This is a genomic window from Clostridium sp. FP1, assembly GCF_011065975.2.
Taxonomy (GTDB): domain Bacteria; phylum Bacillota; class Clostridia; order Clostridiales; family Clostridiaceae; genus Clostridium_AD; species Clostridium_AD tagluense.
Genome location: NZ_JAAMNJ020000001.1, coordinates 2,756,383 through 2,779,683, shown reverse-complemented (window position 1 = coordinate 2,779,683; position 23,301 = coordinate 2,756,383). Strand labels below are relative to the sequence as shown.

Here is a 23,301-nt window from a genome sequence, read left to right as displayed (position 1 = left end):
AACAAACGGAGCGGTAACTTACATGTGAATTTTATGAAGGGAAGGGAAAGTAATGAGTGAAAGTGTAAAAGAAAGAATTTCAAAACTGAGAGCATTTATGGAAGGAAAGGGAATAGATATCTATGTTGTTCCATCCGCAGACAATCATCAAAGCGAGTATGTCGGAGAATACTTTAAGGCCAGATCCTATGTAACCGGTTTTACGGGCTCTGCCGGAACGGCGGTTATTACAAAAGACAAAGCGGGTCTCTGGACGGATGGAAGGTATTTTCTTCAGGCCGAGCATCAGCTTGAAGGTAGTGGAATCGAGCTCTTCAAGATGGGCAACCCAGGAGTCCTTACGGTATTGGAATACATAGAATCTGAAATGCCCAGTAATGGGAAACTCGGATTTGATGGACGTCTCATGGCGATGCAAGAAGGAGAAGATTTTTCTTCGTTACTTGCTCATAAAAACGTGGCCGTTGAGTACGCCTATGATCTCGTTGATATGGTATGGGAAGGTCGTCCGAAACTAGCAAATGAGCCTGTTTTTCTTCTTGAAGAAAAGTATTCCGGCGAAAGCAGATTGTCCAAGCTGTCTAGGATAAGAGCTACCATGAAAGATACAGGAGTAAGCTGCCATATCATCACAACCTTGGATGACATTGCTTGGGTTCTCAACATCCGAGGAAATGATGTCATGTATTCACCTCTGGTGCTCTGTTATGCGGTTGTTTCCATGGAAAAGGTAGACTTGTTCATCGAAGAAAGCCGACTTGAGGCAAGCGTCAAGGAAGCTTTAGCCAAGGATGGTGTGGTATTAAGGCCTTACAACGATATTTATGAAGCTGTCAAGGACTTTAAGGCTGAAGATGTGGTGCTAATCGACCCAGACAGAATCAATTATGCTCTGTACAAAAACATTCCAGCTAAGACAAAAAAAGTCCAAGCAGATAATCCTAGCATATTGTTCAAGGCCATTAAAAATCCTGTGGAGCTTGCCAATATTGAAAAAGCTCACATTAAAGACGGTGTTGCCATTACGAAATTCATGTATTGGCTGAAAACAAATGTTACAAAAACAACAATCACAGAAATCAGTGCTTCAGAAAAACTGGAAGAGTTCAGAAAACAGCAGGAGGGTTACTTGTGGCAAAGCTTTGCACCAATTTGCGCTTTCAAAGAACATGCAGCCATGATGCATTACTGCGCTACGCCTGAAACAGATGTGAAACTTGCGGAAGGCCACTTATTATTGATGGATACTGGCGGAAACTACTTTGAAGGTACAACGGATATTACCAGAACATTCGCCATTGGCGAAGTGAGCAAAGAACTTAAGCATCACTTTACCTCCGTTGCCAGAGGCATGATGAACCTGTCCCGTGCTAGATTCCTTTACGGATGCAAAGGCTACAACCTAGATATATTGGCTAGAGAACCCATGTGGTGTCTTGAACTGGATTATAAATGCGGAACTGGTCATGGTGTAGGCTATTTGCTAAATATTCATGAAGGACCCAGTGGCTTTCGATGGTACATCGTACCATCCAAGCATGAAACTAACACTTTAGAGGAAGGAATGGTTATAACCGATGAACCAGGTATTTATATCGATGGCTCCCATGGCATCCGTATAGAGAATGAGCTCATCGTCAGAAAAGGCGTTGAAAACGAATTCGGTCAGTTTATGCACTTTGAGTCTGTCACCTATGCTCCAATTGATTTGGATGCTATAGACACAGAAGACCTTAACCGCGATGAAAAACTGTATTTAAACAGTTATCATAAGCTTGTGTATGAGAAATTAGCCCAGTACCTTAGTGCTGAAGAGAGAGCATGGCTAAAATCCTATACAAGAGAAGTTTAAACATAAGAAAAAATTAGTTTAGGGGGAAATTTATGAGTGAAATTGTAGTGAAAAACAAAAGGCCTTTTGGTTTTTATGTTTGTTGTGTGGCGTTCATGTTCGAGCGGATGGCATATTATTCTGCTAAGTATCTAATTTTTGTTTTTGTTGCTGCTACACTGGTAACAGGCGGATTAGGTCTTACAAAGTTTGAAGCAGCACTTATTCAATCAAATCTTGTTGCGTATACTTATCTTGCACCTATTATTGGCGGATATCTTTCTGATAGGCACATTGGTGCCAGGTACTGTGTTCCAGTTGGACTAGTTTTGATGGCCGGCGGGTATATAGTGGGTGGATCTGCAACTAATGCCGTAACCATGAATGTGATGGTGGCACTTGTAGCCATCGGTACAGGTCTATTCAAAGGTAACGTTTCTGCAATCAGCGGCGCTTTGTTTGAGGAGGAAAGTCAGCTGGATTCAGCATTTTCAGTTCAGTACTCCTTCGTCAATATCGGATCATTTATCGGAACAACGGCGGTTGGTATTCTTATAGCCACAACTTTTGCCCATGGAAGCGTTCAGGGCTTCAGACCTGCGTTCCAACTGTGTGGTATCATTTGTGCAATTGATGCTGTGTGGTTCCTGTTCGGTATGAAATTCCTTGGAGAAGTAGGCAAAAAACCCTTCAAAGAGGGCAAGCACATGGAAAAGAAAGTTGTAACTGAAAATAAGCCATTAACAAGAGTGGAAAAAAGAAAGGTCTTTGCTATTGTCTTGGTATCCATATTCTCAGTTGTGTTCTGGGTGTTCTGGAACCTAACTTACTTGGCTGTTTATGATTACGGTGGTCAGTTCGTCAACATGAGTGTAGGCGGATTCGCAGTGCCACTTTCATGGTTCGACTCCTTGAACGCCTTTGTATGTATTGCTATGGGACCAGTTTTGGGTGTACTGTGGTTCAAGCTGTCTAAGAGGCCTAAAGGCGATCTGAGCTTGTTCAAAAAATTGGCTCTGGGTCTTAGTTTACTTGGAATGTCATTCTTAATGCTTGTAGGTGCAGAAATTTCAAGAGGCACCTCCAAGGCAAGCATCGTTTGGATCATCGCATTCGGTGTGCTCCTAAGTATGGGTGAAATGCTATTCTCACCACTTGGTAACTCCTTTGTTACTAAATATGCACCCAACAAGATTTACTCGGTACTTATGGGCGTTTGGATTTTAGCTTCCTTCATCGCGGGTAAATCCTATGGCTACCTGTATGAGTTTGCTTCAAAATTTCCGATTATACAGTCCTATGTTGTCATCCCTATCATTTTGTTCGTATGCGCAGTATTGCTGTTTATCTTTGACAAAAAGCTTGTAAAGCTACTGGAAGATGAAGAACCAGCGAAAAATGTCAAAATCGTCGCATAACAGGTTTATTTTCTAAAACAAAAAAGATGGCTTCTGTCTTGCACAGTAGTCATCTTTTTTTCGAGATTTTATCTACTTGCTGTAAGCCGTAATGGCAACAGTCGTTTTTTTCTCGGGGACATGAAACCGAAAGGAGCTATATGATAGGATTAATTAATCACGGATTCTATAATACCTTCATACTATATTAGTATAAAAGTAATTGAGGGTGTAAAATGAAAAAAAAATTTGGAACTGCTCTAAACTGTATTGATGGTAGAACTCAAATTCCTGTAATAAAGTGGTTGAAAGAAAATTTTGGTGTGGATTATGTGGATTTAATTACAGAACCTGGAATGGATAAGGTATTAGCTGAAGGTCAATGGGATGAAATTGAGAGGTTAAGAGAGAAAGCTATAATTTCAATAGAAGCTCATAATTCTAATGTAATTGCTGTAGTAGGCCATTATGATTGTGCTGCAAATCCTGTTAGTGACTTAAAACATTTTCGGGATATAGTCGCATCTACATATACAGTAGTATCATGGGGTCTTCCTGTTAAAGTAGTGGGTCTATGGGTGGATGATTTTTGGCGTGTACATGTTGTCAGTATATAAGTAACAACTATCTATAATATATAACATTGGTTAGATGCCGGTGTTATTTTTTTGTTGTTGTATAAGATTAAAGAATAGGAAGAATTGTTGGAAATGATGAACAATGTTTCATGTGATCTTGATGAAATTGCTTAGGCGTAGGGTAACGTATATAGTTATTTAGATAATGGTATAGGATTTTAAGTAGATTATTTATTGTAACAATGTGTAAAATGAGTTATAATTCTCTTGTAAATTAAGAAGAAAAGATTGATTGAAGGAGGAAAGTGAATGTCTACACAAGTAATAATTGTTTTAATTCTTACAGTTATAATTTCTATAATTGCAACGCTTGCTTATTCTGTAAGAATTGTTGGTGTAAAAACAGGAAGAATAGCTGTATCTTCTGCAGTGTTTAGCATTTTTGCATTAATATCTAGAACTGCAAACAGTATTCAAGCACCATTATTGTCTAAAAAAATTGAAAATACTATACTAATTGGAAATGCTGAAAATTTATTATATATATTTAGGTGGATACTTTTTTCTACAACCGTAGCAACAATTATAGGGGCATTATTAATGCCAACATTTATAAAAGTTTTACGAAAAGCCGTAGAATCATTTAGTATTAATCGTTCTATCCCTAAATTATTGTTACATGGTTTCTCAAAATCAGGAATAGAGCAGTTTAAAACTAGTGTCACAAAACCTAGTAAAGAAAATTTGTCACATTTAAAAAACTTTAAAATGATGCCTAAAAAAATTATTCTAATTAATACAGTAGCTTTCTCCGCGTTAACGGTTGCTTCTTTGGCATCATTATATGCAGGATGTTTAAATCCAGTACTCCGATCAACATGCAGTAATTTAACATCGGTGATAACAGGAGTGGCAACATTACTTATGGTTATATTCGTAGATCCTTATGTATCAATGCTAACCGATGATGTAATAAAAGGGAAATGTACTGAATTCCAATTTAATAGATGTATAATTTTTATTGTTGGAGGATTAATCGTAGGTACGATTTCAGCTCAGTTTTTATTAATTCCAGCAGCTGAAGCAATATCCTTTATAGCTAAAATAATTTAGATATAATTTAAAAAATAAATTATGCTTAACAATTTATAGTTGCTACTGAAAAACCAAATATATATAATGGCAAAAGCTTATTTCATAGAAAAATCAACGGGATAGGCTTCTTCTAATTAATTCAAACGACAAATTAGTACATATTTACATAAATATTACTCTATAAAAAGGAAGTTGGAAATTAATATAGAATTATAGATTGTGGAAACTTAATTAGAATAGTATATTATGGATGAGTTGAGACTATCAAATATGATAGTAGTGTTTAATGAAAAGGTTAATGTTTTGAAAGATTAGGAGAGAAATAAATGAAATATGGGAAAATAATTGGCATAGGTAATACTGCAAATGTATATGAATGGGAAGAAGGCAAGGTACTTAAACTTTTCTATCAAGGCTATCCAAAAGAATCGGTAGAAAGAGAGTTTCAAAATGCAAAGGCAATAAGAAATATGGATTTTGCAAAACCAAAGGTATATGAAATTATTTTTTGCGAAGAGAGAATGGGTATTATATATGACAAAGTGAAGTGTGAATCCCTGTTGAATTGGCTTATGAGAACAGGTGATGTGAAGGAATGTGCAGTATATATGGCAAAGTTACATAAGGAAATCCTTCAGAATACGATTAGTAATGTAGCGAGTTACAAGGATTTTTTAAAATGTAATATATTAAAATCGCCATCAGCTAATTCAAAAAAACAAGCAGAAGTATTGAAAATGTTAGATGAACTTCTGGATGGAAATACACTTTGTCATGGTGATTTCCATCCAGGTAATATATTAATATCGGATGGACATACAATGGTTATAGATTTCATGAACTTGTGTCATGGAGATTTTTTATATGATGTTGCAAGAACTATATTTCTGGTGGAATACACACCTGTAACCATAGAAATGGTCGATAGAGAAATGCTTTTACAATTTAAGAAAACGCTGGCAGATTTGTATCTTATGCAAATGAATGTTACCAGAGAAATGATACAGAATTATCTATCAGTTATTATTGCAGCTAGAGTGGGTGAATGCCCGAAGGAATAGTTAAATGCAAGGTAAAATGTATGTAGTAGAAGAGACTTAATGTAGCATGAACAAGTAGTTAACAGATGAATTATGAACATAATGTGTGGTTGTGTTAAGTCTCAATTTTTTTAAGTGATGACATAGTATTAATTTGCATAATAAAGATTATTAATATTGGGGAGGTGATGAGATAAAATCAATACCAAATTGTATATCGTTTAGTAGAATAATATTTTCTTTGATTTTGATTTTTGTTACGCCATTAAGCCTAGCCTTTTATGCACTATATATTATTTGTGGATTCAGTGATATTATGGATGGATTCATTGCCAGAAAGACAGTGACAACAAGTATACTTGGCGCAAAGCTTGATTCTATGGCTGACATGATAATGACAGGAGTAGTATTATTTGTGCTTTATCCAATCGTAAATCCTACAAATGAAACCGTCATTTGGATTATTTCAATTGCTATTATCAGATTAGCCTCGATGGTTATAGCACTGAAAAAATATAAAACCTTTGCAAGTCTCCATACCTACGGAAATAAAATCACTGGCATAGTATTATTCATATTTCCAATATTGCTTCCCTATGTTCATACAACTGTGTTGATGTATATAATTTGTGCTGTGGCAAGCATATCAGCAATTGAAGAATTGCTTATTCAGTTGAGCTCAAGTCAACTGAACTTAAATAAACAAAGTATATTTGAAAAATGAGCATAATCTTTGGGGTTATTTTATTAAGTGTGTTGGGACAGTTAATTTGAAATGTTCCTGCTTGTAGAATATAACTAACTAATCTAATAAAGAATGTTTATAAAAACAGAAAATAGGTAGGTGTAATTATATGTTTTTCAATACGATAGAAACTGACAGACTTATTATAAGAGAATTTAATGAAGACGATTTTAAGTCTATTCATGCATATGCTTCAAAACCAGAGGTAACAATGTATCTACCATTTGGACCCAATAGCGAAATGGATACACACATTTTCTTGAAAAAGGTTATTGATTATCAAACTTTAAACCCAAGATATGATTATGAATTTGCAGTAGTATTAAAGCAAAATAATATTTTAATTGGTGCTTGCGGGATACATGTCACAAACATTAATAATAAGGAAGGCTCCATTGGATATTGTTATGATAAGCAATACTGGGGAAATGGATATGCTTCTGAATCAGGCGATGCAATTATAAATTTTGGATTTGAAAAATTAAATCTACATAGGATTTTTGCTATATGCCATCCAGATAATATTGCATCAGCTAAGGTTATGGAGAAGATAGGGATGATAAAAGAAGGTCGATTAAGGGAGCATAAATTACAAAAAGGAAAATGGAGAGATTCATTCCTATACTCAATTCTTGATTATGAATATGATGTCAATGAATAATATTTATATTATTCATCAACAAGAGTGTAAATATACTCCTTAGAAATAGTTACTTTATAAGTAATTTTCAGCTTCAATAATATTACCAAAAACCAAGTATCAACACAACTCTAATATAACTTTTATGCTATTTGCTTTAGGTATTACTTAATGTACACTTCGTAATAAATTTCTAATTTTTTAACAGGAGGATAGCTATGAATAAGATAATCAACATATGTTTTTCACAAAGTGCGGGAGCAACTTTAAAACAGGCTGTCAGTACCAACGAACTTCAGTATAATGAAAAGGTTATAGTTTTTTTTGATAACCTTTCACAGGGAGCTATAAAGAGTGGAGTAAATATTGAGGAAAGAATTAATTGGTATAATATTTTTAAGAGAGCTGATCCATTAAAGCTATTTATTGATTACGATATAGAGGAGTTAAAAGAAAATTATAATGCATTTCATGATGAAATTTCTAATATGGAGAGCAGTGATACTTTATACCTCTGGTATGGATCTAGCCAAGAGTTCTGTGGAATGCTATATACATTAGAGCTTTTAAAAGACAGGAAGCTAAATACATATATAATAGATGTAAAAGATACAGTTATTAAGCGCAACGATATTGTATTTCAGGTTAGGACTACAGGAGAAATCATACCAGAAAATCTAGAAAAATATGCTACTGCAAAAAGAAAGCTGGATTCAAATGAATATAAACAATTTCTTGATGATTGGGAATCATTAAAAAAGGATAATTCTATATTACGTGTTCTTAAAGATGGAAAAGTAAAAAGTGTAGATGAAAGTTATTTTGATATAGCTATACTAAAATATACACCGAAAGAATTTAGAAACTCTATGAGAACTTTAGGCGAGGTGTTAGGTAAAAGTGAAGATAAAATTTCGGATGAGTATATATTTTGGAGAATAAACGAACTGATTAAAGCAGAAAAAATAGAATACAAAGGCAAGTTTGGAGTCATAGGAATGGAAATAAAAATAACAGAAGAAGGATTCAAATATCTTACTATTGACAAAGATGCCATGAAGATTTGGGAAGAGGATAGAATAGTTTCAGAGCAAGAACAAGATATGAAAAATAAATATAGAGAAAAAGGCAGAATGAAAGAAAAAATAGATATAGCGAGAAATTTAAAAGATGTATTAGATATGGAGACTATAGCGGATAAAACAGGTTTAAGCCTAGAGCAAGTTGAAAATTTGCAGAAAAATTAATTGATTAATAAAAGAAATGATTAGCTTCAAGATACTATGTTATTTTTCTAGATATTATTGGTATGCTAACTTGAAAGGAGTATGATAATGAATAATATAGTTAATATATGTTTTTCAGAAGGTGCAGGAGGAAAATTTAGAGTTGCTATTAGGATGAATGAACTGGATGGCCAGCAAAAGGTTATAGTTCTTTCTGATGATCTTTCACATGGGCCTATAAAGGGTGGAGTGAACATTGAAGAAAGAATTAATTGGGGGAGTATAGTTGATGAAGGGGAGTATTTTGCGAGTTATGGTGCAGAGGACTTAAATGAAATTTATAATACATTTTACAATGAAATTTCTAAAATAGATGACAAGGATACTTTATATTTATGGTACGGTTCCAGTCAAGAGTTCTGTGGAATGTTATATCTCTTAGAACTTTTAAAGGATAGAAATTTAAATATATATTTAATAAATGCAACAGATACAGTAGTAAAAGATAAAGATAATGTGTATTTAGCTAGAGATACTGGAGATATTGTACCCCAATATATAGATAAATATACCAGTTTAAAACAAAAACTAAACTCAAATAAATATAAACAACTTCTTGATACGTGGGAATTATTAAAAAATGATAACTCTATATTGCGTGTTTTCAAAAGTGAACAAATAAAAAGTGTAGACGAAAATTATTTTGATATAGACGTATTAAAATACACCCCCAAAGGATTTAGAAACTCAGCTGAAATTGTGAGGTCTATAATCGAAAACAGTGATGTAGAAATTTCCTTTGATTATATATTCTGGAGAGTAAAAAAATTAGTTAAGTTAGGAAAAATTGATTACACATGCTCTGAGGCATGCCACGGTACATTTGAGAGCATGGAAATAAAGATAACGGAGGAAGGATTAAAGCATCTAAGTACAAATCAAAAGGCTATGAGTGTTTGGGAAAATAGTAAAAAATCTTTAGATGAAGAAGAATATATGATAAATGAATATATAGAAGAAGGTAGGTTAGAAGAGAAAATAAGTATAGCTAAAAAGTTAAAGGATGTATTAGATTCAAAAACCATAGCAGATAACACAGGCTTAACTATAGGACAAGTTAAAAACTTATGATCAAGCAAGATTTTTCTAGTAGTTAAGTCACAACTGTAGAATATTACGGTATATTAAGATAAAACTTACAAGGTATAAAAAATGAAGGAGGTTTGTTCATGGAACAAATTATAATACTTGTTATATGTTCTATATGCTTAGTTTTAGGGGTTATTATTAATTTCCGTGATAAAAAAAAGGATTAGTATATTTTCATGAGGGTCGTGAATACTGTAGTTTTAAGTGACATTGATCACTAGTTAACTTATGAAGCGAAAATCTAAGAAAACGCAAAATTAGATTATGGTATTTTTGTTTGTAAAACAAATTTTTCAGGATAATATATTTTCAATTATAGGGGGATTTTATGAATTTAGAATATCAAATAACTAAGCAAGACTACATCGATTTTAACATTTACCATATGACTCATTCAGTGACAATGAAACGTTCCTTATTTATTCTAAGATTTATTTTCCCAATCATATTTCTAGTTTTACCTATATTTCTAATAAAGATTACTGATATACCTTTATGGTATTGGTCTAGCGTTTGTATAATATCATCTGTATTATGGATTATTTTTTATCCTAAATTTATGAAAAGGTCTGTAGAAAAAAGAATTTCAAAGATACTTGAGGAAGGTAAAACCACAGGCATTCTTGGAAATCACAACTTTTCATTTACAGAAGAAGGTGTTGTTGATAAAACTGAATTCAGTGAAACAAAATATAATGTAATTGAAAAAGTCGTACAGTCTGAAACACATATATTTATATACGTTAGTACTGTAATGGCTTATATTATACCGATAAGAATATTCGGCAGTGTTGATGAAAAGAGTGAATTTTTAAATATACTCAATAAAACCTTAAAAGTAAGATGAAAACAGTGTATTATTAGGGGTATAATTTCATGCAATATCGTCCATGGTAATCTTGTTTTGCTGTTAAGTGTAAAAAAATGAAGGATAACGGAAGTTACCACATTATATTACAGTATATTTAAAGGCTTATAACTTTGATTTCTGTATAAAACTGTTCTACATTAGTATTATATATGTTATTATTACTAGGGCAACTTAAATAACTAGGTAGGCTATTAGTCCATTTTATTTAAGCTGCTTTAGGTGTAATTTTAAATACATATATAATAAATTAATGACAAAAGGGGACCTGGAATCATGATAGATATAACAAAAACATACCTTCAAAACAAGTATAAAATAAGCTCAAAAACCCTAGAACTCTATGATATAGCAATACAAGATGTTCAAAAGGAGTTTGAAATTCTTGATGAAATAAGAGAGTTTAATCAACTCAAGGTTTTGACAGCATTGCAAGATGAAAGAATTAGCGACGCTCATTTTACAAATTCATCTGGATATGGTTATGGAGATATCGGACGAGATTCATTAGATAAGGTATATGCGAGGATTTTTAATTGTGAGAGTGCATTGGTAAGACCACATTTCGTAAATGGAACACATGCAATTGGAGCAGCCTTATTTGGTAATTTAAGACCTAATGATACCATGATGTCTGTATGCGGAACACCTTACGATACACTTCTTAATATAATAGGTATAAATCTTACAGAAGATATAGGATCATTAAAAGATTATGGTGTAAAATATAAGCAATTAGAATTAACCCATGACTCTAAAGTTGATATTGATTTAATGAAAAAGAATCTACTAGAAGATAAGTCAATTAAGCTAATTCATATTCAAAGATCCACTGGATATGGATGGAGAAAAGCATTATTAATTTGTGAAATAGAAGAGATTATAAAAGCTGCAAAAGCTATAAATCCAAAGGTTATTTGCTTTGTAGATAATTGTTATGGCGAATTTATGGACGTTCATGAGCCTACAGATGTAGGTGCAGACTTAGTTGCAGGTTCACTTATAAAAAATATTGGTGGAGGCATTGCACCTACAGGTGGTTATATTGCAGGTAAAGAAGAATATGTAGTGCAAGCTTCTTATAGATTAACAACTCCTGGAATAGGAGGGGAGTGTGGTTCTACTTTTGGAGTTATGCGTACTTTATTTCAAGGGTTATTCTTAGCACCTCATGTAGCTATGGAAGCATTGAAGGGCGCTATCTTTTGTGCAAGAATTATGGAACTTGCAGGTTTTGAAGTTCTTCCTAAATATACGGATAAAAGAAGCGATATAATTCAAGCTATAAAATTTAACAATAAGGAAAAGTTGATTAATTTCTGTAGGGGTATACAAGAGGGGTCGCCCATTGATTCGTTTGCTCAATGTGAACCTTGGGATATGCCAGGATATGCAGATAAGGTTATAATGGCAGCAGGGGCATTTATTCAGGGCTCATCAATAGAATTATCTGCAGATGCACCAATTAGAGAGCCTTATATAGCATATTTACAGGGTGGATTAACCTTTGATCATGCTAAGATTGGAATACTAATAGCGCTTTCAAAAGTTATTTAAAATCAAGCTCATATATTAAACTAACTTCACTTTACCTTTTGCTAGTTAAGCTAGTACGGGAATATCAAAAACCTGCAATGATTATATTATTTGCAGGTTTTTGTTGTATACAAAATAATATTGAAATGCTTTAGGGGATGATTTAATACTTTCTGTAAATACCAACAAGTACTCCCAAGATTGCACAGTCATCAACTATAATAGGGGCCATAGTTGAATTTTCAGGTTGAAGTCTTATATGACCCTTTTCCTTGAAAAATCTTTTTATAGTTGCTTCATTATCAATAAGAGCCACCACTATATCACCATTTTTAGAGGTATTAATTTTCTCAATTATAGCTAGGTCTCCATCTAATATTCCTGCTTCAATCATACTGCTACCAGAAACTCTAAGCATAAATAATTCATTATTGGTTTTAGTAAAATTTAGTGGAATAGTAAAGGTGTCTTCAACATTTTCAACTGCGAGTATTGGTATTCCAGCTGTAATTTTTCCTATAATAGGGATATCTATTAGTTCTTTTCTTGTGACACTATCCTTTAATAATTCAATTGCGCGAGGCTTGGTAGGGTCTCTACGAATATATCCTTTTTTCTCTAATCTTTCTAAATGGCCATGAACAGTTGAGGTAGATTTTAATCCTACAGCCACGCATATTTCTCTTACAGAAGGTGGATATCCTTTTAATTGAACTTGCTCTTTTATGTAGTTATATATTTCGCTTTGTTTATCTTTTTTTTGAGTTAACATAAAAACACCTCTCATTCGTATTAAAATTATACCATATATATGTAAAAGAATCAAACTTACGTTCGTCTTTTAGGCAAAATGTATTAGTGCTTAAAATTCATATTTTCTAAATGCTGAAATATAATTAAAATGTATATAATTGAATCTATAAAATTGTTTTTGTTTGATTATTAGAGTATTATTTGTTATACTTGTCTATTATGAAGTATTTTAAATTAATGGAGCGTGGTGTTGTATGGCTAAAAATTGTATATTTAATGATAAGAAAATTTGTAGTAATTGTGGGGAATGTGAAGTCTGTGAATTGAATTCCAATAAAAAATGTAATAATTGTGGAAAATGCTTAGAACTTGAAGGCTATGATGTTAAAGCCATAAAAATTGATGAAGTTTTTCAGGCCGAAGAGTTAGAAGAAGAATTGGAAGATGATTTTTATGATAAGGATGTAATTAACTTATCAAAAGCAGAAGAAAATAATAGTGAAAATGAAAATCAAGACCTATCAGACTCAGAAGGACTAATTGAATTTGAAGAATATAATTCATTGTTAGCAGAGCAAGAACACTCTAACATAGATAAGGATGATTTTATACCTGAAAATGATGAAGTTTGGGAATATATAGATGATATAGACGGGATGAAAGACCTTCTTGAAAATGAAGAAGAAAATTCAGATTTACTTCATGAGGAGTTTCCAGGACTTATAAGAGTAAAAAAAATATAAATATATACTTTCTTTATTATTTAAGAAATATTTTTATGTGCAAAAAAAAAGTATATATTACGTATAATGCATTAATAGTAATATATACTTTTTTCTTTTTTACTCATCAGAAAGTGGGTTTGATTTAACTGCATTTCTTAATTTATCATTATCTACGTGAGTATATATTTGGGTAGTAGATATATTTTCATGACCTAAAATTTCTTGCAGACTTCTGATATCAACATTACCATACTTATACATAAGAGTAGCAGAGGTATGCCTTAATTTATGAGGAGTATATTTATTTTTATTAAGGCCAGCGTTGCCTATATGTTTTTTTACAATTCTTTCTACAGTTCTTTTATTAATTCTGCCAAATTTACCGCTTATAAAAAGGGCATCCTTATCTTCAGGATGAATTTTTTCTAAATCTGCATTTCTAATAGGTAAATATTTATATATTGCCTTTAATGAAGCCTTATTTAAATAGATGGTTCTTTCTTTATTTCCTTTTCCAATAATAGATAGGGTATCATTTTTCATATCAGAGATATTTATACTACAAAGCTCCGATAGTCTGAGACCACAATTTAAAAAGAGTGTAATCATACTATGGTCGCGAATAGAATGTTTCTCTCTAGATGTAGTTGCATCTAGCAGGGTCTTGCTTTCATCTAAGGTTAAGAAAACAGGGCTTCGCTTGCCTAATTTGGGTGACTCTAGATCTATTGATGGATCTATATTTAGCACTTTGGATTTAGTGGTTAAATACTTAAATAGGGACTTTATAGATGCGATTTTTCTTGCTTTAGCATAGTTTCCATTAGCCCTAGATTTTCCAAGATAGGAGATAAAGGCATATAAGTCCTGTAATGTAAGGGTCTTTAATGTATCTAGAGTTAAGTCCTTAATACTAATTTCCTCAATGTGCAGAACTTTATCTGAGGGTACTAAGCCTTTATACATTTTCAAAAACTTTAGCAATAATGATAAATCTGCAGTGTACGCAACAATAGTAGCCACAGAACAGCCTTTAATAGTAGATAAATAATTAAAATAATCATTTAGAAACGCAGGGAGTTCATTGTTATAAATAGTATTTATATCAGATTTCATAGGTACCTCCAAAATATATAATAATGTCGTGAAACTTACATTTCACGACATTATTATTCTACAAGAGGGGGGCAAAATCCTGCTTATTTTTAAAAATACTTTAATTTTTTTTTTTATTATTGTAAATTTATTTATTTTGCTTTGCAATGTAATCTATATGTTTCCTGTTAAAACTATAGTTAAACTAAAGGAGCTACCAGTTTTACATCACTGATAGCTTCTTTAGTCTAATTGTTATTAATTATAAACATATGTCATATTCATATCAATGATTATACGTTTATAGAAGTTTCCACACCCATTGCATCTTTATTTGCTTCTAATATTGGATTTACATATTCCTCTATAAATTCTACAACTTGACTTGGAGCTCTACCTATAAATTTAATTGGGTCAATTACTGCTAGAATCTCTTCTTTTGACATCTTAAAGCTATCATCATTTATAATTCTCTCTATAAGATCATTATTTAAGCCTTCTTCTTTAACCCGTCTTGCTGCAGCCATAGAATGAACTCTAATGCTTTCATGAAGCTCTTGTCTGTCCCCGCCCCTTTTAACTGCTTCCATAAGAATATTTTCTGTAGCCATAAATGGAAGCTCACTGTTTACATGAGCAGTAATTACTTTTTCATACACTACCATATTTCCTGCTATGTTCATATATAGATTCAATACTCCATCAAGAGCTAGGAAAGCCTCAGCTACGGATATTCTCTTATTAGCTGAATCATCTAATGTTCTTTCAAACCATTGTGTTGAAGCTGTTATAGCTGGATTTAATGAATCTATTATAATATATCTTGCTAGCGAGCTAATTCTCTCAGAACGCATAGGATTTCTTTTATATGCCATTGCAGAGGACCCGATTTGACTTTTTTCAAAAGGTTCTTCTACTTCTTTCATACTTTGAAGTAATCTTAAATCATTACTGAATTTATATGCACTTTGAGCTATTTCTGAAAGTGTATTTAATATTATTGAGTCTACTTTTCTAGAATAAGTTTGACCAGTAACGGGATATGTATTTTCAAAACCCATTTTATTGGCTACAAATTTATCTAAGTCCTTTACTTTTTTATCATCATTATCAAATAAATTCATAAAGCTGGCCTGGGTTCCTGTTGTTCCTTTAACCCCTAGTAGCTTAATGTTATCTATTACAAAGTCTAAATTTTCTAGATCCATTATTAATTCTTGAATCCATAGAGTTGCTCTTTTACCTACAGTAGTTAATTGAGCTGGTTGTAAATGAGTAAACCCCAAAGTAGGAACATCTTTATACTTTGTTGCAAATTTCGAAGATTTACTTATTACATTAATTAGTTTCTTTTTAATTAATAATAATGCTTTTTTCATTACAATCAAATCAGTGTTATCCCCTACGTAGCAACTAGTAGCTCCTAGATGGATAATTCCCTTTGCACTCGGACATTGAACCCCATATGCATATACATGGCTCATTACATCGTGTCTTATCTCTTTTTCCTTTTCTTCTGCAACTTCATAATTTACATCATCTACAAAAGATCTAAGTTCTTCAACTTGAGCCTGCGTAATATTAACTCCTAGTAACCTTTCGCCTTCAGCTAGGGCAACCCAAAGCTTTCTCCAAGTTTTAAATTTCATGTCATCTGAAAATAAATAACTCATCTCTTTTGATGCATATCTACTGTTTAACGGTGTATTATAAGAATTTCTCATATTCTGCCTCCATACGTACATATTAAAATATAAAATAAATTTCATTCACATTATAGCATATAATATCATTAATAGTAATGAAAATGTTCGTATATTTCTATTGTACTTTCCGAAATATTTTTAGTATATAGATTTACCTACTATAACATTATATATGTTTTATACAAATTATTAAATAGTTCTAAAATAATATATTTCTAATATAATTTAAACAAGTAGAACAATTATAATAGTTTGGGGGTAATTATGTATAAACTTAATATGATAGACAAACTTTCTTTTATATTTGTATTGATAGGCGCATTAAACTGGGGGCTTTTAGGATTATTGAATTTCAATCTAGTTAGTTTTATATTTGGATCTATCCCATTCCTTGCTAGAGCAATATATATTTTAGTAGGACTCGCCGCTGCAAATATTATTGTTTTCATATTTAGGAATAAGAAAAATTAGATCCTACTTTCTATAATATTATATGTAATAGTATAATATTTATAGCAAAAAGACTCCATAAATTATTATGGAGTCTTTTTAAGTATTTGGAATAAAGAAGATACAGGTTAGTTATACTCCTACTGAAGTTTTCTCTTCACTATAGTAGGTACCTTCACTTATAGAAATGGAGGATGTTTCCTCTAAAATGTCGTTTAAATTTTTATTTTTTATAAGTATAAATAATGACAAAATAAGGGTGACACCTTCGGAAATTGCGGTTGCGAGCCATATGCCAGTTTCACCTAGTATTAAAGTCATTAAAAACAATGATATACTTATGGCTACTAAACCTCTAGATATAGAAATTATTGTAGCATACTTTGGCTTAGCTATTGATGCAAAGTACCCTGATATTAGTATATTGTATCCAACTAAGATAAAAGATAATGAAAATATTCGTAAGGCTCTTATGGAATAATTAAAACTTTCCACATTTGCTGTTGCATCCATAAATACGCCCACTATGTTAGGGGTAAAAACGTTTATGACAATAAATATTAGTATAGATATAAACGCTATAGTTTTCGCACTCATTTTAAATAAAGTATTTAGTGCTCGCCGATCCCCTTTGCCATAATAGAAGCTTGTTAATGGCTGCATTCCTTGAGTTATTCCTATCATAGTCATAAGTACTAATAGGTTTATATATGAAATAATGCTGTAAGTTACAATACCATTGTCACCTAGCTTTTTTAGTATTACTTGATTAAACACATATATAACTATGCCTGTTGTTACTTCTGTTAATCCATCTGGTAATCCTATAGATAAAATTTCTTTAATTACAGAAAACTTAAATTTACATTTTACAAACTTTAATTTTGATTTTTTTCTACTAAAATGCACTAAATAAAATAGGGTTGCCATAACCTGAGAAATTCCAGTAGCATAAGCTGCTCCACTTACTCCCCATTGAAATTTAATCACAAATAAATAATCTAAAACTATGTTTACTAATGCAGATATTACTACCCCAACTATTGCCAGGTATGGGAATCCATCTATCTTTGTAAGTACCTCTAAGCAATAAGATGTCATAAAAAATCCATTAAATATAGTTATTATTTTAAGATATTCAACTACATAAGTCATAGTAGCATCGGTAGCTCCAAGAAAAACAGCTATGCTCTCTAAGTTAAGTAGTGTAATTATAACTATGGCTACTGCAACTCCTATTATTGCAATAAAATTTATAGTGAAGATTTCATTTGGTTTTTTATTTTCACCTTTGCCTAAATTTATGGCTATAAGAGTTGAAGCTCCTGTGGCAAAAAATATAGATGTTGCAAATATAAAATTTATAAATGGCATTGCTAAATTTACAGAAGCTAAGGCAAGTGGTCCTACTCCCCAACTAACAAATATACCATCTACCATAGTATAAAGTGAGTACACCCACATAGCCACAACTGAAGGTAATAAGTAATTTATAAACTTCTTTCTCATTAGTTTTTTATGTTTTTTTTCGGAATTCAAAAAATCATCCCCTTTATACTAATGATAAACCTTGGTATAATACTAAGGTCAAGCATTTATTGTTAATTCTTATATCTTTTAGTTATTAAAAAGGAGGATTCTTGTGAAAGATTATTATAAAATAGGTGAAATATCTAAAATCTATGGAATAGGTAGAGACTCTCTAATGTATTATGAAGAGATGGGTATACTAAACCCAGTAAGAGATTCTAATTCTTATAGGCTTTACACTATGAATGATATATGGAAGCTTAATCTAATAAAAGAACTTCGTACCTTTAACTTTTCTATGGAAAAAATCAAGGAATACATAGCTAATAGAACTATTGCCTCTACTATGGAAATGCTAAAAGAAGAAATATCTCTTATCGATAATAAGATATTAGATTTAAGCCTGCTTAAAAATACCGTAATAAAAAGAATAGATAATATTAATTATGCTGAAGATAGCACAGAATTAAATGTGGTTAAGGTTATATACTTAAAGGAAAGAAAGGCGCTTAGACTAGATGGAGAAATTCGCAGGGATGAAGAGGTGGATTATTTAGTAAAAAAGCTTCAAAAGAAATATGAAGATAAGTTTTATCTTTTAGGTAATACGAAAATAGGAGCAATATATAATTTAGAAAGCTTATATAAAGGGGTCTATAATGAATATAATTCTGTATTTTTCCTATTAGATTCTATTGATACAAATTATAACCTAATTCTGAGTAAGGGTTATTACGTAAGTCTTTCGTATAAAGGTCCCTACTCTGATAACAAACAGCATATAGATAAAATTTTTAATTTTATTAATGCAAACAATTATAAGATTGTATCGGAACCTATTGAAATATACAAAATTGATATTCATGAAACTAGTATTTCAGATGAATTTATAACTGAAATACAAATTCCAATAAGCAAATAACCATTCATTGTAAAACAACCACCGTGGGAGTCTAAATCTCCTTTCGGAAGTTGTTAATATTGGAGCATCTAAGATGATGATTTTATTCTAATTATTTATCGCATTAATGATATTGAAATTCATTTAGATTTATAGTATTACTACTAGTGAATTTTACACCTTCACTTTCCAGAAACACCTTTTGTAAATTCCGAGACTCATAATCCACTATGCTAATCTCCCCTTTTGAATTTATAACTCTATGCCAAGGTAGTTTATATTTTTCACTTAAAGTATGAAGAACTCTAACCACCTGCCTAGCACCTCTGGGGCTTCCAGCCAGGGTTGCAATTTGACCGTATGTCATAACTTTACCTTCAGGTATGTTTTTTATAATTTCTACAACTCGTTCTGTAAAAGGTTCCATTTTAAACCCCTTCCTGTTAATAAATATTAAAGCTTCAGTTAAATATACCATATCTTGATTCTATCATTTTTATCTATGTAAGGCATCTTCAATAGCAGGCTTAGATTTATAAAATTTACTCATACCCCAGAGTACAAAAATACTAATAGTTAAACCTATATATATTGAATTTATTTTTCCGAGACCTGATAAAATCCATATTAAACTAGCCAGAGGTCCAGCTACTATAGAATATATACCTGCCTTACTTCTTATCTTGTCTTTAAAAAACATTGCTGCAAAAACTGGAATAAAAATTGGTGTAGATCTAAAAATCATAGAAAGGAAACCCCAATCAAGTATCATAGAATCTTTATTATTTATTACTATTATTAATGTCATAATTCCAATAAAAATTATAGTTCCTCTCAAGATATAAAGTTGTTTTTTATCTCCCGCTTTTTTGTTTATACATTGATTATAAATATCTCTAACAAACATAGTTGCAATTCCTAAAGTGAGACCTGCTCCTGTTGCTATAGATGAAATCAGTACAGTTGCAATGCATACTCCCCCTAAAACAGGGTTTAAATAAGTCATAAGAAACAAAGGAAATGCTTCACTTGGTACAATACTCGGATGATGAATTTTCATATACATTCCAATCATTGTACATACAATTCCAACTGGAAGAACTAGAAATGCTACTAAAAAAGCACCTCTTCTTGATGTTTTAGAATTCTTTCCTGCCATTATAGATTGAAAATAAGTTTGAGTTGACAATACTCCAACTATTGTAGATATTCCAGAAGCTAAATCCGATGACACTCCTCCGCTAAACAAATTAAACCATGGTTCTTGCGGCAAAACAGAAGTTATATCTCTAATTCCATTGAACTTAAATATTAGTAATATACCACATATAATACTTGTCCCATATAGAAGAATTGTTTTTACCGCACCTACCATGGTGCTTCCCCAAAAGCCTCCAAATACTACATATACTACAAGCAGACATACAACAATTACTGCAGTTTTAGTAATGCTCATACCAAATATTACAGTAAACAAGGCAGTACAGGCTATAATTTGTCCATTAATATGTATAAACATTCCTATAGATAATAAAATACTAGATACTGTTCTTGCTTTTTTACCATACGTATTTCCTATTATCTGTGGAATTGTTTCTGCAGATTTTTTATCTACCTGCTTTGAATAAAATAATCCCAATATTATACTTGCAATAGAAAGTCCAAGTATAAACCATATTGCTCCAATTCCTCGATTATATGCCATCTGAGCAGTTCCTACAGTAGATGCTCCACCTATTATTGAACCCATAAGCACACTTGTAACACCCATGACTCCAAGTTTATTTCCACCTGATGTAAAATCCTTAGATGTTTTAACTTTTGACTTTGATAAATAACCAATTATTCCGGTTATAACCAATGTAATAATGGTACTTATTATAAGCATTATGTACTTCTCCTTTAGTAGCCTTTTAATCTTTTAATTTATGACCACTTGCTCCCGCTTTATAACTCCTTAAAAACAGCTTATAAAATTCATCTATAAACTGTGAATTTTCAATTTCTTTATTTATTTTCAACACTTCTATTGCAGCCTCTATTGTGCACAAGTTTCCTTCTTTGGAACCTCTTCTTAAATCATATTGAGACTTGAAATTTGGTTCTAATGAAATCCTAGGTAGTTTGTTTAAGTAATCACTCTTTCTCAATATTTTTGCTGCTTCTTTCCAAGTACCATCTATTAAAATAAATGCAGGGATTTTTCCCGTATTCTTATATTCAACTTTTCTACACTGTGCCTGATCATCTTCTACTGGAAATAATAAATATGTTTCGTAGTTTTCATTATTTATGTTTTCAATTAATTTATCTGGTTTATTTGTCCTTTCCCAAAGAAAAATCTCAGTTGAATGTGGATTAATGAGCTTCAATAGCCTTGCCGTGTTAGAAGGTCTGTAAAACTCTCTTTCAGTTGATAAAATCCAAATCTTTGCATTAGTTTCAAGTTGAGCTGCGCTATTACAAATGCAATTTATTTTTGGCAAACCACATTTATTACAACTATCATATAAACTTGTTATTGGCTTTACTTTATAAATACAATCCATAGTTCCTCCAATCTTTCTACATTGAAAACTTTTTCTGCTCAATAAATTATAAATCCATAATTGAATTTAACATTTTTTTAGTATTGTTTATGATGAATTCCTTCATACCAAATTCCAAATTTCCTTATGTATGAATCTTCCTTTAACTCGTCATATATTTTAAAGTCATCTTCACTAAACTCCGCTAGAGTTTTATTAAACTTTTCTGGCTTAAAGATGTACCATAGATCAGACCACTTATTTTCATTTTCATTTCCTTTTATACTTTCAGAAATTGTACCAGGTGATTTACTTTCAAAAAATTCTAGGTTTATTCCATCATAATATGCCAAGCAAGATTTAAACTCACAATATCTATTGCTTATTCCTTCCATAAGTTTTAATACTCCATTTATTCCTATTGTCTCTAACATGTGATTCACATATGCCTTTGGAAAACCATTTAACTCACTTATGAAAAATCCAGAGTCCAATGCTATGCAAGGTTTTTTTACAATTTTATATGCTTGTAAGACCTTTTGTTTAGCTATTTCTTTTATATCATCACTCCTTGGCTCTATAAGGTCTGCATTGTAAGCTAAAACCTTTATGTTTTTCAAATCCCTTTGCACTGATGCAATTTTCCCTTTATTACTTGTTACAAAAATAATTTTCTTCATTTGTTAACCACCAAGCCCTTCTTAAGGTTTATTAATAATCAATTAGGTAATTATATCCAAATACTAATAAAACAAATCATAAAATTCTATAATATAATAGTCTTTCAGTTTCTATTTGCTTATTATCTATAATTTCACTTTTGTTAAATTTTCCATACAATTTAAAACCAAGCTTTTCAACACATCTCTGAGAGTTGATATTTTCTGGCTTTACTGTGGCACGTATTCTTGTATAAGACCCATCTAACTTAATTAATTCAATTAAATTATTAACTGCTGTATATATTATACCATGTCCCCAGTAATCTTCATTTAGTGCATACCCAATTGTTATGGTACTTGGTTCTTCTTTTTTAAGAAATCTTATTATCCCAATAAGTTTTTTAGAATATTTTTCACAAATACCTAAATATATGTTATTCTCCTCTTTCATTCGCTGGTTTATTAATTGTATAAACCCCTCTGTATCTTTTATAGAACAGTGAGTTTTTCGTACAACGTATTTTGCTATTTTTTCATTACTATATATTTGAAAAAGATCCTCTTTGTCATCATTGCTTATATATCGGATTAAATATTTATCGGACACTTCAATTGGTAACTGATTTTGGATTATACTTAACATGATATTCTCCATATCTCTACAAATGAATCATCTAAGTTCTCATCCTGATTTGCATAACGAATATAAGTTGCCATTTGTTATCCCCTTTCCTCTAAAAATACCTTGTCATTATTAATTTTGTTCTAAAATTTATATATTTTAGTATACAGTGTAAATTCCTCTATCAGCATTAGTAGATACACATACTCAATGTTAGATGAACA

The 23,301-nt window shown here is 31.5% G+C and carries 23 protein-coding genes; 14 read left to right on the top strand and 9 right to left on the bottom strand.

Annotation, left to right across the window (positions count from 1 at the left end):
* Nucleotides 1–52 precede the first annotated feature (52 nt).
* The 11 genes from G9F70_RS13445 (at nucleotide 53) to G9F70_RS13395 (ending at nucleotide 12,126) form a co-directional block, all read left to right on the top strand.
* Nucleotides 53–1,852 carry an aminopeptidase P family protein gene (locus G9F70_RS13445; protein ID WP_164946178.1) on the top strand — a complete coding sequence of 600 codons (1,800 nt, stop codon included), beginning with the start codon at nucleotides 53–55 and terminating at the stop codon, nucleotides 1,850–1,852.
* A 32-nt stretch (nucleotides 1,853–1,884) separates the two neighbouring features.
* Complete coding sequence (locus tag G9F70_RS13440; RefSeq protein ID WP_224617574.1) at nucleotides 1,885–3,249, top strand: peptide MFS transporter; 1,365 nt, start codon at nucleotides 1,885–1,887, stop codon at nucleotides 3,247–3,249.
* Between the two features lie 215 nt (nucleotides 3,250–3,464).
* Nucleotides 3,465–3,845 (top strand): carbonic anhydrase, encoded by a 381-nt coding sequence (locus tag G9F70_RS13435; protein WP_164946177.1) that lies wholly within the window; start codon nucleotides 3,465–3,467, stop codon nucleotides 3,843–3,845.
* Nucleotides 3,846–4,115: 270 nt separating this feature from the next.
* Nucleotides 4,116–4,919, top strand: a complete 804-nt coding sequence (locus G9F70_RS13430) for a lipid II flippase Amj family protein (RefSeq protein ID WP_164946176.1) — start codon at nucleotides 4,116–4,118, stop codon at nucleotides 4,917–4,919.
* 308 nt (nucleotides 4,920–5,227) lie between these two features.
* A complete protein-coding gene (locus G9F70_RS13425; RefSeq protein WP_164946175.1) occupies nucleotides 5,228–5,962 on the top strand; it encodes an aminoglycoside phosphotransferase family protein in 735 nt (244 codons plus the stop codon).
* 172 nt (nucleotides 5,963–6,134) lie between these two features.
* Nucleotides 6,135–6,665 carry a CDP-alcohol phosphatidyltransferase family protein gene (locus G9F70_RS13420; protein ID WP_164946204.1) on the top strand — a complete coding sequence of 177 codons (531 nt, stop codon included), beginning with the start codon at nucleotides 6,135–6,137 and terminating at the stop codon, nucleotides 6,663–6,665.
* Nucleotides 6,666–6,795: 130 nt separating this feature from the next.
* Complete coding sequence (locus G9F70_RS13415; protein WP_164946174.1) at nucleotides 6,796–7,347, top strand: GNAT family N-acetyltransferase; 552 nt, start codon at nucleotides 6,796–6,798, stop codon at nucleotides 7,345–7,347.
* A 197-nt stretch (nucleotides 7,348–7,544) separates the two neighbouring features.
* Complete coding sequence (locus G9F70_RS13410; protein ID WP_164946173.1) at nucleotides 7,545–8,573, top strand: DUF3658 domain-containing protein; 1,029 nt, start codon at nucleotides 7,545–7,547, stop codon at nucleotides 8,571–8,573.
* Nucleotides 8,574–8,660: 87 nt separating this feature from the next.
* Complete coding sequence (locus G9F70_RS13405) at nucleotides 8,661–9,683, top strand: DUF1835 domain-containing protein (RefSeq protein ID WP_164946172.1); 1,023 nt, start codon at nucleotides 8,661–8,663, stop codon at nucleotides 9,681–9,683.
* 346 nt (nucleotides 9,684–10,029) lie between these two features.
* Nucleotides 10,030–10,548, top strand: a complete 519-nt coding sequence (locus G9F70_RS13400; protein WP_164946171.1) for a YcxB family protein — start codon at nucleotides 10,030–10,032, stop codon at nucleotides 10,546–10,548.
* 297 nt (nucleotides 10,549–10,845) lie between these two features.
* Nucleotides 10,846–12,126, top strand: coding sequence for an aminotransferase class I/II-fold pyridoxal phosphate-dependent enzyme (locus G9F70_RS13395; RefSeq protein ID WP_125001238.1), 1,281 nt, complete (start codon nucleotides 10,846–10,848; stop codon nucleotides 12,124–12,126).
* A 142-nt stretch (nucleotides 12,127–12,268) separates the two neighbouring features.
* On the opposite strand, the gene lexA is transcribed toward G9F70_RS13395, so the two are convergent.
* Nucleotides 12,269–12,877: a transcriptional repressor LexA gene (gene lexA / locus G9F70_RS13390; RefSeq protein ID WP_164946170.1), complete on the bottom strand. Its 609-nt coding sequence runs from the start codon at nucleotides 12,875–12,877 to the stop codon at nucleotides 12,269–12,271.
* A gap of 235 nt (nucleotides 12,878–13,112) precedes the next feature.
* Between lexA and G9F70_RS13385 the strand changes: the two genes are divergently transcribed.
* Complete coding sequence (locus tag G9F70_RS13385; RefSeq protein ID WP_164946169.1) at nucleotides 13,113–13,601, top strand: hypothetical protein; 489 nt, start codon at nucleotides 13,113–13,115, stop codon at nucleotides 13,599–13,601.
* A gap of 99 nt (nucleotides 13,602–13,700) precedes the next feature.
* Here the strand turns inward: G9F70_RS13385 and G9F70_RS13380 are convergent, their stop codons facing one another.
* Both G9F70_RS13380 and purB read right to left on the bottom strand, forming a co-directional pair.
* Nucleotides 13,701–14,699 carry a tyrosine recombinase XerC gene (locus tag G9F70_RS13380; protein WP_164946168.1) on the bottom strand — a complete coding sequence of 333 codons (999 nt, stop codon included), beginning with the start codon at nucleotides 14,697–14,699 and terminating at the stop codon, nucleotides 13,701–13,703.
* Nucleotides 14,700–14,971: 272 nt separating this feature from the next.
* On the bottom strand, nucleotides 14,972–16,402 hold the full coding sequence (purB, locus tag G9F70_RS13375; RefSeq protein ID WP_164946167.1) for an adenylosuccinate lyase: 1,431 nt from the start codon (nucleotides 16,400–16,402) through the stop codon (nucleotides 14,972–14,974).
* Between the two features lie 246 nt (nucleotides 16,403–16,648).
* Here purB and G9F70_RS13370 point away from each other — a divergent pair, with 246 nt between their 5' ends.
* Nucleotides 16,649–16,855: a DUF378 domain-containing protein gene (locus G9F70_RS13370; protein ID WP_164946166.1), complete on the top strand. Its 207-nt coding sequence runs from the start codon at nucleotides 16,649–16,651 to the stop codon at nucleotides 16,853–16,855.
* A gap of 111 nt (nucleotides 16,856–16,966) precedes the next feature.
* On the opposite strand, the gene G9F70_RS13365 is transcribed toward G9F70_RS13370, so the two are convergent.
* Complete coding sequence (locus tag G9F70_RS13365) at nucleotides 16,967–18,373, bottom strand: MATE family efflux transporter (protein ID WP_224617571.1); 1,407 nt, start codon at nucleotides 18,371–18,373, stop codon at nucleotides 16,967–16,969.
* A 103-nt stretch (nucleotides 18,374–18,476) separates the two neighbouring features.
* Here G9F70_RS13365 and G9F70_RS13360 point away from each other — a divergent pair, with 103 nt between their 5' ends.
* A complete protein-coding gene (locus G9F70_RS13360) occupies nucleotides 18,477–19,286 on the top strand; it encodes a MerR family transcriptional regulator (protein ID WP_164946165.1) in 810 nt (269 codons plus the stop codon).
* Between the two features lie 103 nt (nucleotides 19,287–19,389).
* Here G9F70_RS13360 and G9F70_RS13355 read toward each other — a convergent pair whose 3' ends face one another.
* The 5 genes from G9F70_RS13355 to G9F70_RS13335 form a co-directional block, all read right to left on the bottom strand.
* The gene (locus G9F70_RS13355; RefSeq protein WP_164946164.1) at nucleotides 19,390–19,692 is read right to left on the bottom strand and encodes an MGMT family protein; all 303 of its coding nucleotides are present in this window, start codon (nucleotides 19,690–19,692) and stop codon (nucleotides 19,390–19,392) included.
* A gap of 69 nt (nucleotides 19,693–19,761) precedes the next feature.
* Complete coding sequence (locus G9F70_RS13350) at nucleotides 19,762–21,153, bottom strand: sodium:solute symporter (RefSeq protein WP_164946163.1); 1,392 nt, start codon at nucleotides 21,151–21,153, stop codon at nucleotides 19,762–19,764.
* A gap of 25 nt (nucleotides 21,154–21,178) precedes the next feature.
* Nucleotides 21,179–21,814 (bottom strand): tRNA-uridine aminocarboxypropyltransferase, encoded by a 636-nt coding sequence (locus G9F70_RS13345; RefSeq protein WP_164946162.1) that lies wholly within the window; start codon nucleotides 21,812–21,814, stop codon nucleotides 21,179–21,181.
* A gap of 77 nt (nucleotides 21,815–21,891) precedes the next feature.
* Nucleotides 21,892–22,473, bottom strand: a complete 582-nt coding sequence (locus G9F70_RS13340) for a non-canonical purine NTP pyrophosphatase (RefSeq protein ID WP_164946161.1) — start codon at nucleotides 22,471–22,473, stop codon at nucleotides 21,892–21,894.
* Between the two features lie 76 nt (nucleotides 22,474–22,549).
* Nucleotides 22,550–23,098, bottom strand: a complete 549-nt coding sequence (locus G9F70_RS13335) for a GNAT family N-acetyltransferase (RefSeq protein ID WP_164946160.1) — start codon at nucleotides 23,096–23,098, stop codon at nucleotides 22,550–22,552.
* Nucleotides 23,099–23,301 lie beyond the last annotated feature (203 nt).

Bases quoted from the DNA above. Each gene is read 5' to 3' on its own strand.
- G9F70_RS13445 (WP_164946178.1), top strand. From the start codon at position 53: ATGAGTGAAAGTGTAAAAGAAAGAATTTCAAAACTGAGAGCATTTATG.
- G9F70_RS13440 (WP_224617574.1), top strand. From the start codon at position 1,885: ATGAGTGAAATTGTAGTGAAAAACAAAAGGCCTTTTGGTTTTTATGTT.
- G9F70_RS13435 (WP_164946177.1), top strand. From the start codon at position 3,465: ATGAAAAAAAAATTTGGAACTGCTCTAAACTGTATTGATGGTAGAACT.
- G9F70_RS13430 (WP_164946176.1), top strand. From the start codon at position 4,116: ATGTCTACACAAGTAATAATTGTTTTAATTCTTACAGTTATAATTTCT.
- G9F70_RS13425 (WP_164946175.1), top strand. From the start codon at position 5,228: ATGAAATATGGGAAAATAATTGGCATAGGTAATACTGCAAATGTATAT.
- G9F70_RS13415 (WP_164946174.1), top strand. From the start codon at position 6,796: ATGTTTTTCAATACGATAGAAACTGACAGACTTATTATAAGAGAATTT.
- G9F70_RS13410 (WP_164946173.1), top strand. From the start codon at position 7,545: ATGAATAAGATAATCAACATATGTTTTTCACAAAGTGCGGGAGCAACT.
- G9F70_RS13405 (WP_164946172.1), top strand. From the start codon at position 8,661: ATGAATAATATAGTTAATATATGTTTTTCAGAAGGTGCAGGAGGAAAA.
- G9F70_RS13400 (WP_164946171.1), top strand. From the start codon at position 10,030: ATGAATTTAGAATATCAAATAACTAAGCAAGACTACATCGATTTTAAC.
- G9F70_RS13395 (WP_125001238.1), top strand. From the start codon at position 10,846: ATGATAGATATAACAAAAACATACCTTCAAAACAAGTATAAAATAAGC.
- lexA (WP_164946170.1), bottom strand. From the start codon at position 12,877: ATGTTAACTCAAAAAAAAGATAAACAAAGCGAAATATATAACTACATA.
- G9F70_RS13385 (WP_164946169.1), top strand. From the start codon at position 13,113: ATGGCTAAAAATTGTATATTTAATGATAAGAAAATTTGTAGTAATTGT.
- G9F70_RS13380 (WP_164946168.1), bottom strand. From the start codon at position 14,699: ATGAAATCTGATATAAATACTATTTATAACAATGAACTCCCTGCGTTT.
- purB (WP_164946167.1), bottom strand. From the start codon at position 16,402: ATGAGAAATTCTTATAATACACCGTTAAACAGTAGATATGCATCAAAA.
- G9F70_RS13370 (WP_164946166.1), top strand. From the start codon at position 16,649: ATGTATAAACTTAATATGATAGACAAACTTTCTTTTATATTTGTATTG.
- G9F70_RS13355 (WP_164946164.1), bottom strand. From the start codon at position 19,692: ATGGAACCTTTTACAGAACGAGTTGTAGAAATTATAAAAAACATACCT.
- G9F70_RS13350 (WP_164946163.1), bottom strand. From the start codon at position 21,153: ATGCTTATAATAAGTACCATTATTACATTGGTTATAACCGGAATAATT.
- G9F70_RS13345 (WP_164946162.1), bottom strand. From the start codon at position 21,814: ATGGATTGTATTTATAAAGTAAAGCCAATAACAAGTTTATATGATAGT.
- G9F70_RS13340 (WP_164946161.1), bottom strand. From the start codon at position 22,473: ATGAAGAAAATTATTTTTGTAACAAGTAATAAAGGGAAAATTGCATCA.
- G9F70_RS13335 (WP_164946160.1), bottom strand. From the start codon at position 23,098: ATGTTAAGTATAATCCAAAATCAGTTACCAATTGAAGTGTCCGATAAA.